Raw genomic sequence first — 14,159 nt, forward strand, 5'->3', positions numbered from 1 at the left:
TATATAAAAAACCGCCCCTTTGGGGCGGTTTTTTCATATCTGAAACTTTTTAGAATCAGTTCTGGGAGATAGTAGCAACGTTGCTGGTACCAACCTGCTCAATGCTAGCCATATTATATGCACTGGACTGATTAACAGTAGCGATATTCTCGTAACCGCCCTGCCCAACATGAGCGGAATGCTCGTAGCCAGTTTGAGCCACAGTAATCAGGTTATCGCCACCAAAGTCTTGGTGAACATCTGCCAGGTTCAAATCTCCCGCCTGATCAATATCTACAGTATTTGCAACACCAGCACTGTAACCATAGGCATAGTTGCTGTTGCCTGTCTGACCAATATTTGCCAGGTTTGCATCGCCATACTGACCGAAGTCAGCACTATTCATGTCACCGGTTTGAACAAGATTAGCAGTGTTATCAAAGCCGGATTGAGCCATATAACCCAAGTTATTGGTCTCATTCTGGGTAATATTGGCAACGTTGTTAGCACCTGATTGGTAACCAAAAGCAGCGTTAGCATCACCTTGCTGCAGGATAGTAGCGGTGTTGCTAATGCCTGATTGAGACAGGTCGAGCAGGTTAATATCACCGTTCTGCATCAGGTTTGCAGTGTTTTCAGCACCTGACTGATAGACAGCACCCACGTTGAAGTCACCTACCTGACCCCCAGCAAAACCATCAAATGAAGAGTACCATGTGCTGTTCCAAACACCGTTATTATCGCCTACCTGGGTGCTGACGAAATAGTTACCATCACCTTCCTGTTGCAGAACACCCATGTTGTCGTTGCCGTCCTGATACATATCGGCATAGCTGAAGTTTGAGTCAGTATACTGATCCAAGTGGATCATATTCTCACTACCAAACTGCGCAGCGTAGGCTCTATTGTAAGAACCGGTCCACTGGTGGATAGTTCCTGAGTTACCTTCCCCATCCTGGTAGGCCATAGCCTCACTGCCCATTTGGTTCGTTTGGCTCGTGTAAGCTATGTTGCGGTTACCAAGTTGGGTTTGATCGATGTAGTTATCATCGGCTGACGCCTGATATGTAGTAGCTACGTTATCATTACCTTCCTGCCACTGATAGGCAGCGTTGTTGTTAGCGGCAGATACCTGGGTAACATCTGCATAGTTATCCTCACCGAGCTGTACCTGATCACCGTAGTTACTATCAGCTACAGCCTGGCCTGCGCTAGCAATCAAAGCAATAGCAGCAGCAAGTGTAATCTTTTTCATCTATCAATCTCCCTCAGAATAAAATTATAAATACAAGTAAAATAGTGCAATGCCTTAATCGTACTGCACCAGTTGCACCGCATGGTCGTCACCGAACTGCGCGACAAAACCAAACAATCCATCACCATTTTGAATAATATTTGCAGAGTTTCCGTAGCCCACCTGGCTGATTAAAGCCACATTGTCTACGCCATTCTGTATCGCTGTAGCTTGGTTGTAGGCTCCCGACTGAGATATCGCAGCATAATTAGAATCGCCTGTCTGATGCACCAACGCCGCATTGGAGTCACCCTCCTGTATCAGGACAGCCTGGTTGTAAAGGCCAGACTGGGTAACTTCAGCAAGGTTGTGATCACCCACTTGTGAAACCTGAGCCAGGTTACCCGTAATAGAATCTTTCCTTAACAGGAGAAGATCCAGAGCTCCCTGCCCTGCAGACAATTCATTGTGGTCATCTAAATCAGAAGCCCAGCAAACCGAAAGCGGTAAAACCAGAAACAGAAATAAAATTGCCGTTACTCGTTTAGCTGTAGCAATCACCAACCACCTCTCTATAAAGAACGGTTAACAACTATAAGAAACAACGTAAACAACTATAGGTAAAAACAAATAAATATTAAATCAGAAGAAAGATTATATTTAATGAAAAAGAGCAAGAGGAACGTAAAACTTTTGTATTAGGCTTGAATATAAACCTAATACACACAAAATTTAATAAAATTCCATTCCATTAAATTACATATAAAAACAGAGATATACACCAACAATTTTTAAATATCTTTAAAGATTTATAAAATTTTAACTGGAGTAGCCGCATATTCACTAAGGACAGACATAGGATACTGACTGTTATCTTCCAAAGCCCACAAATTAGCATTCACCCCCTGGGATATTAGGTGAATTACCGCAGACTCTATTGCTGATAGAACGCATAACTGGGCGGGGTCATTAGTTGTCATACCAGCTTCAATTTCAAGTAAGCGTTTATACTCTACAAAAGTATATACATCACCCTGAACCTGCCTGGACAAGATTTTTTTGCTAGTTAAAACACTGCTGAGTACTCGCCCGCTTCGCACATCCACCGCACGCAGATTTACCGTGACTTCATCCACACGATATTGTTCAGAAATGCCAATTCCAAAATATCGGGCACCCGCTCCCCCCGTCTTAATATTGGTATCGTAACCGACTATCCCACCTTCAAGCATAATGTTGGCTGACATAAGTGAAGGTAGATCAAATACAGGACTGGCAGAGTTATCCTGCTCCTTTAGTGCTGCACGAATTATCTTTCTCTCAGTCAGAAGGTTTTGCAGTCCCTCGCGCTCAAGCGTAACAAACCAGCCAGATTCATTTAGGACCTGGACCAGCATGGCAGCAGCTCCTTGAGTAACAGCTGTAGAGAATGAGCTGGAGGGCGCAGGTCTGTATTGGCCAGTCTGATCACTAAAACCATACACAGCTGCAACTATTTTTCCTCTGGGAGCAGGTAAACTGACTAAGTCAGAATAGGTACTCATTCGATCTGTCAGCGTTGCTTTCTGCTGGCCGGGACCAAATAGTGCTTCCTTGACGGAACTGCATCCACTTAGACTGAAAATAATTAGAAAAACAAATATTCGAGACAACATCTCACCACCCCACAAAACCAAAGCATTTAAATAATATTTATTAGTTACTTGGATTGAGACCCACTACTACAATCTCTGATATTTCGCCGGTAACGGCATCAGTAATTGTTATTGTTAACTCACCATCCAGATCGACAATATTTACGATATAGTCATCGGTTACCAAAGTGCCATCATTGCCATTTCCCACATCTGTTAATAGTTGTGACAACAGTCGTGATTCCAATGTATCAGTAAATCTATCCAAAGAAGACGAGTCAGAGTAAGGTGATTTCTTAGCATCAGGGTCTTTTTTGCTATTCTGTGCACTGGCATTATTTAGCAAATAATTACCATTGAGAGGGTTTCCTCCAAACGAAGGATTAACTGGTGTATACACCAACTCCGTTGCATTCACTAAATTAGAAAAAGAAAAAAGGAACACAACAGCTGTAAGAAAATTTTTCATCATATTTCATCCCCCGCCAAGTCAATATTTTGCGATAAAAGGTCCTGCAGCCTTTGCTGTCGCACATTGTTATTTATTTGTGCAGCAGCCTGCTCAACGATTGCACCAAATTTTCTACGCCCTGGATAAATAACTGTCTTAAAAACCTGCTTGCTCTCAAAGGTTACCCAGACAACACTGCCCCACCTGGCGGATGGCCTCTCATGTACCGTAAGGTTGTAATCAAAACCCACTAAATTAGTCGTAATATAAATAGAAAGAGATCTGGCAAATTCATGACCGATGCCACTTACTGTATTATCAATCACTAATCCGGTAAGTAAGGATTCCTCTCCATCCTGATCATCCGTTTCCTGAGCGTGGATTTTGCAAACGATACACGAAAGCGCAACTGTAAACACAGCTGCACGCAAAAATAACAATTTCATAATATTACAAGTTTTGACTGGCCCAGCTACTGGCTTCGAGGCGATTCTTACAGCCTATTTTTCTATATATTTTATATAGATGACTCTTAACTGTGTGCTCACTGACACACAGAGTTTCGGCTATATTGGCATTGGTATTACAGTCACAGATCAACTGCAAAATTTGCCTTTCCCTCTGTGTAAGATTTGAAGCCTTATCGCACCATTTTTTTGGCTTTCTATGCTGTCTGAGAAAGTTATGGAGAACATCTCTTGGGAACCAGTACTCTCCTGAGAATATTCTACCCAACCTCTCCATAATGACTTTTGCTTCACATTCGGAAGGTATTAATCCTAGTACTTTCTCCCAGTGAAGAACAAAATCAATATCCGATTTCTGGTCGACATTAATCAGCACAATATTGGGTGGAGTGGGCAGGGAATGTAAATCCCTCAAAAGCTGCTCAAGATCTGCGGAGGAAATATCGGCACAATCAAGGAGAAGATATTCAGCCTTAATACCACTTATGGAGGAAAGCGTGGAGCGCTGTACAATAGCGCAAGTCGTTTTAAATTCATCTTCAATCCGCCCGGCAAATATTGAGGATTGTAGATTCACGCATGCAGTTAAAAAGGCAACTGTAACCCCTGTTTTTTCTGACTTAGGGCTAACGACCTTTAGCGGTGCATAATCCTTATGCAAATTCATCTGGGTTCCCCCAATGTGCAGTCCTTTTATATTTCAGCCTGTTACCAGCCTAACTATTTTTATCAATTTTCCGCGCTCATCTTACGCTGTGAGCTAAATCTATTCGATCAACTCACTGACTGCAACCAGTAGTGATCTAGATATCAAAAATTCAATCTTAAGTGTGCCAACCTGGTTCCCTCATACCATTTTATAATACAAAGGTATCACGAAAAGGTAAGCTAAAATGAAAAAGCTACATGCTTTGGTATAGATTTTTTAGCTGAAACATAAACTCCAAAATATCAAACTTTTTGTACTGATCCACAGTATTATCAGATTTATTTTGAGTAATTTTAGATAAAAAAACTCAATCTGGAAAATATGGCGACAAACATAAGATAACTCGAGGCTCAACAGAGATAGGGAGACGAAATAGTATTCGATAGTAATAAAATATAAATTTCACACCATTACTTTTAAGCCATATTTGATCGAGTAAATATCACTGAAAAGTCACAACATCATTGGCTGCAAGCAAAAACAGCATAATTACTTCGTATCGACAAGCAGCTTAAATAGTAATCAGGAGAAGCTTGTTTTATGCTCACATTCAGCTATTTCTTGAACTATTTCCTCCGGGAAATTGGCAATATTGTACAACTTAGAGTGCTGTACTGAGTAAAATAAACCCACATCCACTAGGGTGAAGTTATGAACAGTAAAAGCTATACGCCGGATTACAAATCTAACTATCAGGTTGCCAACCAGCCCCCCCCACTTTCTGGCCATAACCTTTATATTGGTGACCAAGCGTTACAGGAGGCCGTACTTATCAATGGGGCCCACTGGGCTGAGGATGAGCTACAGCGCTATGGGGAGGTGTGCGGCAGACCGGAAATGATTGAGCGGGGTTATGCTGCCAATGAATTTAAACCTATCTTTGAAAGCCACGATCGCTCTGGTCACCGCATAGACTTAGTTCGATACCACCCCTCTTACCACCAACTCATGCAGCTGGCACTTTCCGAGGGGTTACATAGCTCACCCTGGACCGACCCTCGCCCTGGAGCCAACGTAGCCAGGGCCGCTAAAAACTATCTGCACTCTCAACTTGAGACCGGCCACGGTTGTCCGGTGACAATGACTTTCGCCTCGGTGCCATCTATAGAGTTAAACCCAGAAATTGCGCGTGAATGGATACCCAAAATAACCAATCGTACCTATGACGGGAGCAACCGCCCCTATTTTGAAAAAAGCTCATTAACCATAGGTATGGGCATGACTGAAAAACAGGGAGGATCAGATGTCAGGGCAAATACCACAACCGCGATACCTTTTAGCGATGGCACCTATGAGTTACTGGGACACAAGTGGTTTATGTCCGCACCCATGTGCGATGCATTCTTAATTTTGGCCCAAGCACCTGGAGGCCTATCCTGCTTCCTGGTGCCACGATGGAGGCCGGATGGGTCTAAAAATCAGCTGGAAATTCAGCGCCTGAAAACAAAGTGTGGCAATGTATCCAATGCATCTTCTGAAGTTGAAATACGCGGCGCACTGGGATGGCTTATTGGTGAGGAAGGTCGCGGAGTCAGCGCCATTATCAAGATGGTGGCGCTGACCCGGTTTGACTGTATGGTGGGCTCATCGGCAGGACAACGACAAGCTGTTATACAGGCAATATATAATGCAACTAAACGGAAAGCTTTTGGAAAAAAGCTGATTGATCAACCACTGATGCAAAATGTATTGGCAGATTTGCAATTGGAAGTTGAGGGCTCAATTGCCCTTACTATGCGCATGGCCAGAGCTATGGATCAAGAGGACAACGAACACGAGAGAATGCTATTGAGGCTTGGTGCCGCTGTCGGAAAGTACTGGATATGCAAGCGCAGCCCTCACCATGCTTATGAGGCTATGGAGTGCCTGGGAGGTAACGGAGCTATTGAGAACTTTATTACAGCGCGACTGTACAGGGATGCCCCGATTAATGCAATCTGGGAGGGCTCTGGTAATATCCAGGCCATGGATGTCTTGCGCGCCATCACTAAAACCCCTGCAGTAATTAGCCACTGGTTTGATGAGTTGGCAATTAGCCGGGGTATTACTACAGAATTTGATACTGCAGTCGACAATCTGCGAAGAGACCTTTCCGACTTAGACCAATTTGAATATCGCGCTCGCCATATTGTTGATCAAATGGCTCTCACCATGCAGACACACTTGCTCCTGCAGGGAAATAATAGCGGTGTAACTGACGCTTTTATCAAGTCGAGAATGACACTCAGCAGCGTACACAATACCGGGTGCCTTCCAACTGGTATCGATATTGCCACGTTACTTGAGCGTGCCAACCCACTCACTCTCTGAATATTACAGAGCCCTCTGTATACACTGAACTTTCGTTGAAGAGGCGTTGCTGCCGACTGCTTGCAAGGCGAGGAGATTCAGAGATTCAGAAGGCATACAAGAAATAACAGCTGTTACTCACGAAAGTATTTTGAAAACTGGCTCTACCAGGGTATTTGACTTCCATCCCAGGACAGTAATTTACCTGTATCTGCTGGTGCTAACTGGCTTAGAACATCCACAATCCGATTAGCGCTCAATTCAGGGCTATAGAGTTTATCTGGAGGTAAATTAGACTGAAACGGCTTGGATAGTGAAGTATCCGTAGTACCAGGATGAATTGCAACCACACAGCTCTCTTCCAGCTTCCGCGCCCACTCGATAGACAAGTTTTTAACCAGCATATTTAATGCCGCTTTACTAGTACGGTAGCTATACCATCCACCGAGCTGATTATCGGTAATACTTCCCACTTTTGCCGAGAGCGATGTCCACAATAGAGGCAGTCTACGCTGTAAAAACCCATCCAATGCCCGCGCCAAATGTAAATGGGAGAGCACATTGACCTGTATGGACTGCAAAAACCAGTGATCATCACATTGTGAAAGTGACTTTTCTGGCCCATGAAATTGATCGTGCAATATACCGCAACAGTTAATTACCCAGTCTGGAGGTACTGAGTGCTCGGTCAAAAAGTTTTCCACAATATCTATGGACTCAGCTTCTTCTAAAGAAACCGATAAATGATGACGCTCACCCACATGGCCAGGAATCATATCGACTGTAATTCGGCTCAGGGTAAGCAAAGTGACTTGCGGATGGCGCCGAATAATTTCGGCGCCAATTGCCTGTGCGATGCCACCGGAGGCGCCGGCAATTAACACAGATTTTGGTTTTTCAAGCATACCGGCCTCCATGCCGGATTGTGAAGCTTTACGATTTCCCCGTCTTTTTCCCTGTGGGAGATGGCGCTTTATTAGATTTAACTTTGGAAACTTCCTTTACCACTCTCAACATCGGTTCATCAGAGCGGAAAATCAGGCCGTGGATTTCGGTTGTATTTTGTCCCTGAAGCAGTTGCTGTAAAAACTGTACTATTTGAGCAGATATCTCCTGGCCAGGTACAAGGACAGGAATACCAGGAGGATAGGGAACAATTTCATCAGCACTGGTCCGGCCAACCAGATTTTCGATAGCATCAGTTCCATTATCCATCAAGGGCAATTCTTCTGCTTCCGAGAAGTAAGCATCTGCCGGCAAGCAAGTAAAACGTGTAAATTCTGGCAGACGTCTCGGCGATCCAATATGGATCCGCTTGTGAGTATTTCCAGCCAATTGTTTAAGAGCATGAATCAAGCGAAGCAACTTGCTCTCAGTGCTACCAAGGGTCACAAGCACAGTGATGGTATTGTAGGTGGTCTTTTCCACCTGGATACCATACTGGTCAAATAATTTAATCTGCATCTCATTGCCAGAGTAACCACTCTTGGAAATATCAATGGTTACCTTGGTGGGATCAAGGCGGATATTGTCACCGGCAAGGGGCTCAGCAATCAGGTCATCGCGAGTTAACGCACGGAATACTCCAGTCTCATTTACCGCGTTACGCAAAGTTTCTACCATTTGTAGACATTGCTTTAAGCGGCCATACCCCTCCATCGCCATCTGCTTACGAGCCACGTCAAGGCTCGCAATCATTGCGTACTGTGGACTGGTAGAAGCGTGCATATTCAGGTTTTCGCGAAAACGGAATTCATCAAAATCCGGGTCTTGCACGTGAATCATACTGGCCTGGGAGAAGGCGGATAACATTTTATGGGTACTTTGAGTCACATAATCTGCGCCACACTCCAGCGCCGTAGGGCGCAACTCGGGATGGAAGAAGCCGTGAGCGAACCAGGCCTCATCCACCAGCACTTTCACACCACGCTCATGGGCATAATCGATAATTGGCTTGAGGTCATAGCGCAAACCATCATAGGTACAGGAAGTAATGACCAACAGGCGTGCATCACCATGTTCATCCAAAGCGGCTTCAATATCTGAACGCTTCACCGGCCCATAAATACCAAATTCAGGGTGCAGGACAGACTTAAGGTAAACCGGCTCACAGCGATTCATCACAATCGCGTGATGGACTGACTTGTGACAAGCCTGGTCAACAACAATTTTACCGCCACCGCCAAGAATTTGTTGAATAACCACTTTATTGGCGGTGGAGGTGCCATTGGTCAGGAAAAAAGTGTGACGAGCTCCGAAGGCCTGAGCGGCTAAATCCTGAGCTTCCTGAATAACCGAGTGGGGCTCCAGCAAACTATCCAGAATTTGAACCGACACGGACAAATCCGTATTGAAAACATGCTCACCCATAAAGCGGTAAAAATCCCCCACCCAGGGGCTATTGCGCAAACTGTCACCACCTGAATGGCCTGGGGTGTGCCAGGCATCCCTCGCCGAGAAAACATACTCTTTTAGAGTATCGGCAAAAGGCGTCGATGCCCTTCGAGCAATAAACGCTTGCACCAAGCGAAACATGTGATTGAAATTGCCTTCACGACGGTCGAACAACTCATCAAAGCGGCGGCGTAAATTTGACAGGGATTTGGAGCCGGATTTACCCGGCTTGGAAGAAGTGCCCGCAAAGCCACTGTGAGCAACCAGGAAGATATTAAGCTGGGAGCGCAATGCGTGGACCTGGTCAGCAAGATCATCTGCGGCATCCAGACCATGACCATCACTTCCACCATCAACAATAATTGCCTGCAGACAATCCTCTTCTCTTGCCAGTCTCTCCACATCTGCTGGCACTACCGCCTCAAAGCAGAGGCCGAAAGGATTGTCGTGCGCTGCCGCAGTAGTATTGAGAGCAGTAATCCACTCATTGGCCAATTTGCTGTCAGAACTGACCAGAGCGACCCGGCACTCCAGCTTAAGGCTGCTTTCACTTAGGTTGCCCAACTCAGGCATCTTCAATTCCAAACCCATAATTCTTATCCATCAGCATAGCCTGCAGCTGTGTACAGCTTGCTGTATCAATTATTTAACTATTTGATTTTATTTACTTTTATACGGCCCCTGCGCATTACAGAGACTCTGGAATTCCAGGGCAATAAACACCAGGGGGCAAATACTAATGTAGGCGAGAGGGGAATTCTGCGACTGCAATGCATTTGGCGATTTTCGCCAAATGTACCCAGACACACCAGATCTATTGCCAAGGAAGATAATAAAGTTAGAACTTTGCGCTACGCACAATGCCGTCAAAGCTCAGGCAATCCTCAACCCTATAGCGCTGCACCTCAGATAATTTATGCAGGGGAAAGTAAGCCCATTGAGAGTGCTCATCGGAGAGAATGCAATCACCCTCGCTAATAAAATGGGCTCGAAAAATAAAGACGTGAGAATTGTAGGCATTGTGGTAATAGACGCCACTGAGATACTCAACTCCTACTCCACGGCCAAGTTCTTCCTGGCACTCTCGCAGTAAAGCCTCGTGTACGGTTTCACCCGGATCTATTGCACCGCCAGGTAAGCCCCAGCTCCGCTCAGCGTAAGTTGCTTTCAGCTGCAATACTTCTCCAGCATTATTCGTGATTACAGCATGAGCACTTAGGCGATAGCTATCATCAAAGGCCATGAATGAACCCTGACATTGAGTCAGTTTAAAAAGGAAAAACGAGAGCCTATTCATAGCGAATACACTCTCGTCGTTAAAACTAAAACCCCTGGGCTAAAATAAATCCGAAGCCCAATGTCTGTACCGACTCATCGTAATCAAGAAGGCTTTCACCGTAGCCATTGAAATAGCGGATATAACCATCAACGCGCCTCCCGAGGGGGAAGCCCCAGGTCAGCTCCACTGCACCGCGATTATCTGAGCGCAAGTTGTTACGCAACATCAGGGAAACGGAGTGATTACCATCCCGATAGCGCCCACCCAGTTCAAAATGCCCGAGGTAATGCTCGATATCCGGGTTATCGTCGTCATCTTTGTCTTCTGGGACTCTATACCAGGGCTTTAGGCTGATCGAATAATTATCACGCTCAAAAATAAAATTCGCATATATCCGGTTCCAGCTACGAGAATAAGGTTCACTGCGACCATTTGACTGGTGATTGATCGCGACCTGATTGGCGACGTTATTCCAGCCAAAAAGACTCCAGTCGTTAAGCCAGCTTAAAATCAATTCCGGCTCGTGGTTTGTCTCGCGGAAGGGAGCAGAATCATCGGAGTTATATGCCTGCCAGAAGCTGCGGTTTGTATAGGCCACACTCAGAACAGAAGCACTCCCCAAAAAACCCCGCCAAACGGGCACCTGGACAGAGAGTTGGAATTGAACCTCTACGTTATCCAGCTCCTCTGCCTCAGCCAACCCCTCAATATCCGCCACTCCCCCCTCTTCAGGAGCCGGGTTATAGACCATAGGCAGCACGTAGTTGGCTTTATGAGACGCCAAAGTAAAAGGGTTATTGGCGGCATCCCTAATCGCCTGAGCCCTGCCTCCCAACAATACCTTGTCGGTCGGCAATTCCTCTTCATATTCATCGACGATGAAGTCCGCTATCACAGGATCCTCTTCCAGTGTGAGCTCGGCTCTAACCCTTTCAGCGCAGATACGTCGAATCTCCCTTATTGTGACATCGGCATCTGAAACCAGGATTTGCTCATGCAAACAGCGCTCGTGCAGAGTTTGCGGGCTTTCCTCCTCACCTATAGAGAAAGTTGATTTAGGTGCTTCTTCAGCGTAGGCAGTTGGCAGCTGTGTTATGAATCCAACAGCAGAAAGTAGTGTGAGCCCAACATAAACCCCTCTCCGATAGTAGGACAAATCGCTTCTCCCCAGTCATTTATTGCAAACTTGATGCAAGCTTACACCGGAGAGGATTACAAGTCCCACTACATAATTTCGCGATTATCGTGACAATAAATACAAATGAGCTTGAGAAATTATTATCTCAGTTTATGTAAAAAAAATGACTCAAATACTTGGCTATTTAAGAAATCTGATCTTATTCCCAGATAAATCTGTGACTAAAATCAAACATTTAGTCTAAAAAGATAAGGTTAAAGCAGGCCTTTCAGGCTTGACGACCATTCCAAGTCCCTCAGTCGAACCTGCCAAAGGCGTCCGGTGCTAGACGGCCAGTCATACCCCACCAACAGGCTTCGGCTATCGACATAACAATGAGCATCTCTCTCAGCTTCATCCCCCTGATAAATATAAGCACTGATATCGGGCCCCAACTCCTGGGCTCTCTGGCTGGAAACATCCCCAGCCATTGATCTTGCGGTGCGATGGCTAACCCTTGGTGAGAGCAACTTGCCCCGCTGGGATGGGTCGACAATATCTGGAGAGACAACTTCCAATCCCCCCTCGTACTGCACCAGTCTTGACAGCAGAGGCCCCATGAAAACCCGCATCAAAGGGAATAAGAGACGCTGCTCTCCTTCAAGGTTGAGATGCTGTGGGCCATTGGGTCCTGTCCAGCTCGCTTCAATATCATCTCCTAACGCCGGAGACTTCCCCTCCTCCGATACCAGCTTGTAGTGAGCACTTACATCATCAACTTCATCCCGCCAGTGCACAACACACTCACTCACCAGCCCTTCCGTCAGGAGGGCAATCACTTCGATACCAAATCCCTTTTCACCCACTAAGCGCCGGCTAACAAGCGAACGTCGGCCCTGCTCATCATCGCCTAGCTGCCAACTATCCTGCACAGGCATTTCCCTGCCATCACAGCTGTAGTGATAGCGGCCCTGAGCCAAAGTTGAATTTAAACGCATAGCAGGTTCCCTCCTTGCTCAGTGCACACCAGACCGATGGTCCAATACCCAAAAAGTATTGCACATGGGAGAAAGCTAACCTCGTTTTTTACGCCACCTTTAATATAAACTTATATTTAAAGAACGGTGATTACTACAGTTACGAAAAAGCGCCTGAATAAAGTGAAATGGCAAAGTACTTCAAATTTGAAAAACTCAGGTCATTTAGGACATTTCTAGACAGATGCACCAACAGGGTGAAAGCTCCACCTATAACGTAAGTGCGAATAGTTTATGACTCCTAAAAACAGGATTGCAGAGAAATAGAAAATCTCCAGTCAACCTGTCTTTTGCGATCAAACATTGATATCTGTAAAAGTACTTACAAACTTCTCTTTTATTCTTATAGTTCCAAATGGGAGTTCATAATCACTTGGGTGAAACCATTTCAAAATTAATCTACCCAAAGTGAACTTTATAAAAGGCAGAGTAGTACTGACATTAAAATCTTATAAAAGTAAACTTTAAACAAAAATGGCACTCCATACCCGACTCAAGGATGATCACCCTCTATGCCTACTTTTGCCTATCAATCCATTAATTCCAATGCCAGTGCGAATTGTGGAGTTGGCGCGTCTAACAGCCAATATTTCACCCGAATGGCGCATAATCATCAAGCCTCTGACCAGGACCGCTGGCATTTAGTCATGCCAACAGCAGCGGGATTAAAACCCCAAATCCCAATCCACGGTCCAGCCCAACTGGTAGCACAGGCACCCATGGGGTATATGGGTAAAAATCAGCACAGCAATGCCCAATTCCTGAGTATGATCGAGGGAAAAGCACGCCAAACCCACCAACACCTCTACCGCTCTCTCGGTCAAGCCTGTGATTTTTTGGTTTATGGCGAAATGGATGGTAGCAATAGCGAGTGGAATTCCATGCAGCATCACGCGGGAAGTTTGGTTGGCTCAAATACAACAGGAAAAGCCTGTAACAGTTTTAGCATTCATGCAGCCAACACCGCACAGCATACAATTTTGGGATCAGGCATGGGTTGGACAGCCGTAAGAACAGGAAACGTTAATGCCGTTTTTGTACATGTACCCAACAGCATTGCGAAAAAACAAGATGACGCAATCAGTTTCTATCGTTCGATCAACAATCACTTGATACACGCAGGCTATGGCGCCATCGACTTAGTTATGGGAGATACCAATCAGGGAACGGATAGTTTTACCGCCGATGTGCTTAGCAAAGCTACAGGGACAACCTTTTCAGACGCCCACAGTGAAGCCAGTATCCACCCCTCTGATTCCTATCATCGCAGTTTCTCTGGTACCAACAGCACTGCAAGTAAAAAGTATGATGTGGCCATCTACAACACAAAGACCATTCACGTAAACAAAGTGGATTACCTCTCACAAAGCACTCCGGTTACAGTCAATGGTGAAAGCGCATCCGCTGCCGTGACCGATCATATGGGAATCTTTATAGATGTCAGTAAATAATTATTGTTCTTCTCATATCGGTTAACAGAATAAATTATTAAACGTATTAAAAAGTTAACTCAGCAATTACCTGTTTTAAGTGATAATTGCTGATTTAATATATGAAATCGAATTTCTA

At 45.2% G+C, this 14,159-nt stretch carries 13 protein-coding genes; 2 read left to right on the forward strand and 11 right to left on the reverse strand.

The window, feature by feature from the left end; translation table 11 throughout:
* Positions 1–55 precede the first annotated feature (55 nt).
* The 6 genes from BTJ40_RS17515 to BTJ40_RS17540 form a co-directional block, all read right to left on the reverse strand.
* Positions 56–1,234: a hypothetical protein gene (locus BTJ40_RS17515; RefSeq protein WP_108734288.1), complete on the reverse strand. Its 1,179-nt coding sequence runs from the start codon at positions 1,232–1,234 to the stop codon at positions 56–58.
* Between the two features lie 54 nt (positions 1,235–1,288).
* On the reverse strand, positions 1,289–1,774 hold the full coding sequence (locus tag BTJ40_RS17520) for a hypothetical protein (RefSeq protein WP_157954142.1): 486 nt from the start codon (positions 1,772–1,774) through the stop codon (positions 1,289–1,291).
* A 248-nt stretch (positions 1,775–2,022) separates the two neighbouring features.
* A complete protein-coding gene (locus BTJ40_RS17525) occupies positions 2,023–2,868 on the reverse strand; it encodes a CsgG/HfaB family protein (RefSeq protein ID WP_108734290.1) in 846 nt (281 codons plus the stop codon).
* A 40-nt stretch (positions 2,869–2,908) separates the two neighbouring features.
* On the reverse strand, positions 2,909–3,319 hold the full coding sequence (locus BTJ40_RS17530; protein WP_238152048.1) for a curli assembly protein CsgF: 411 nt from the start codon (positions 3,317–3,319) through the stop codon (positions 2,909–2,911).
* Positions 3,316–3,744: a CsgE family curli-type amyloid fiber assembly protein gene (locus BTJ40_RS17535; protein WP_108734291.1), complete on the reverse strand. Its 429-nt coding sequence runs from the start codon at positions 3,742–3,744 to the stop codon at positions 3,316–3,318. The genes BTJ40_RS17530 and BTJ40_RS17535 overlap by 4 nt, the downstream gene beginning before the upstream one ends.
* A 4-nt stretch (positions 3,745–3,748) precedes the next feature.
* Complete coding sequence (locus tag BTJ40_RS17540) at positions 3,749–4,432, reverse strand: helix-turn-helix transcriptional regulator (protein WP_108734292.1); 684 nt, start codon at positions 4,430–4,432, stop codon at positions 3,749–3,751.
* 693 nt (positions 4,433–5,125) lie between these two features.
* Here BTJ40_RS17540 and BTJ40_RS17545 point away from each other — a divergent pair.
* Positions 5,126–6,784: an acyl-CoA dehydrogenase family protein gene (locus BTJ40_RS17545; RefSeq protein WP_108734293.1), complete on the forward strand. Its 1,659-nt coding sequence runs from the start codon at positions 5,126–5,128 to the stop codon at positions 6,782–6,784.
* Positions 6,785–6,927: 143 nt separating this feature from the next.
* Here BTJ40_RS17545 and BTJ40_RS17550 read toward each other — a convergent pair whose 3' ends face one another.
* From BTJ40_RS17550 to BTJ40_RS17570, 5 genes are all read right to left on the reverse strand, one after another.
* Complete coding sequence (locus BTJ40_RS17550; protein ID WP_108734294.1) at positions 6,928–7,668, reverse strand: SDR family NAD(P)-dependent oxidoreductase; 741 nt, start codon at positions 7,666–7,668, stop codon at positions 6,928–6,930.
* Between the two features lie 28 nt (positions 7,669–7,696).
* A complete protein-coding gene (locus BTJ40_RS17555; RefSeq protein ID WP_108734295.1) occupies positions 7,697–9,748 on the reverse strand; it encodes an aminotransferase class I/II-fold pyridoxal phosphate-dependent enzyme in 2,052 nt (683 codons plus the stop codon).
* Between the two features lie 247 nt (positions 9,749–9,995).
* Complete coding sequence (locus BTJ40_RS17560; protein ID WP_108734296.1) at positions 9,996–10,400, reverse strand: NUDIX hydrolase; 405 nt, start codon at positions 10,398–10,400, stop codon at positions 9,996–9,998.
* 79 nt (positions 10,401–10,479) lie between these two features.
* Positions 10,480–11,592 carry a phospholipase A gene (locus tag BTJ40_RS17565; protein ID WP_108734297.1) on the reverse strand — a complete coding sequence of 371 codons (1,113 nt, stop codon included), beginning with the start codon at positions 11,590–11,592 and terminating at the stop codon, positions 10,480–10,482.
* A 236-nt stretch (positions 11,593–11,828) separates the two neighbouring features.
* The gene (locus BTJ40_RS17570) at positions 11,829–12,551 is read right to left on the reverse strand and encodes a hypothetical protein (protein WP_108734298.1); all 723 of its coding nucleotides are present in this window, start codon (positions 12,549–12,551) and stop codon (positions 11,829–11,831) included.
* 551 nt (positions 12,552–13,102) lie between these two features.
* Between BTJ40_RS17570 and BTJ40_RS17575 the strand changes: the two genes are divergently transcribed.
* Entirely contained in the window at positions 13,103–14,041 is a 939-nt protein-coding gene (locus BTJ40_RS17575) for a hypothetical protein (RefSeq protein ID WP_108734299.1), read from the forward strand.
* The last annotated feature ends 118 nt before the right edge of the window (positions 14,042–14,159 follow it).

The organism is Microbulbifer sp. A4B17, from assembly GCF_003076275.1.
GTDB lineage: Bacteria > Pseudomonadota > Gammaproteobacteria > Pseudomonadales > Cellvibrionaceae > Microbulbifer.

What these genes read in the sequence shown, in the direction of transcription:
- BTJ40_RS17530 (WP_238152048.1), bottom strand. Translation starts at nt 3,319, where the DNA reads ATGATGAAAAATTTTCTTACAGCTGTTGTGTTCCTTTTTTCTTTTTCT.
- BTJ40_RS17555 (WP_108734295.1), bottom strand. Translation starts at nt 9,748, where the DNA reads ATGGGTTTGGAATTGAAGATGCCTGAGTTGGGCAACCTAAGTGAAAGC.
- BTJ40_RS17570 (WP_108734298.1), bottom strand. Translation starts at nt 12,551, where the DNA reads ATGCGTTTAAATTCAACTTTGGCTCAGGGCCGCTATCACTACAGCTGT.
- BTJ40_RS17545 (WP_108734293.1), top strand. Translation starts at nt 5,126, where the DNA reads ATGAACAGTAAAAGCTATACGCCGGATTACAAATCTAACTATCAGGTT.
- BTJ40_RS17540 (WP_108734292.1), bottom strand. Translation starts at nt 4,432, where the DNA reads ATGAATTTGCATAAGGATTATGCACCGCTAAAGGTCGTTAGCCCTAAG.
- BTJ40_RS17550 (WP_108734294.1), bottom strand. Translation starts at nt 7,668, where the DNA reads ATGCTTGAAAAACCAAAATCTGTGTTAATTGCCGGCGCCTCCGGTGGC.
- BTJ40_RS17525 (WP_108734290.1), bottom strand. Translation starts at nt 2,868, where the DNA reads ATGTTGTCTCGAATATTTGTTTTTCTAATTATTTTCAGTCTAAGTGGA.
- BTJ40_RS17515 (WP_108734288.1), bottom strand. Translation starts at nt 1,234, where the DNA reads ATGAAAAAGATTACACTTGCTGCTGCTATTGCTTTGATTGCTAGCGCA.
- BTJ40_RS17535 (WP_108734291.1), bottom strand. Translation starts at nt 3,744, where the DNA reads ATGAAATTGTTATTTTTGCGTGCAGCTGTGTTTACAGTTGCGCTTTCG.
- BTJ40_RS17575 (WP_108734299.1), top strand. Translation starts at nt 13,103, where the DNA reads ATGCCTACTTTTGCCTATCAATCCATTAATTCCAATGCCAGTGCGAAT.
- BTJ40_RS17560 (WP_108734296.1), bottom strand. Translation starts at nt 10,400, where the DNA reads ATGGCCTTTGATGATAGCTATCGCCTAAGTGCTCATGCTGTAATCACG.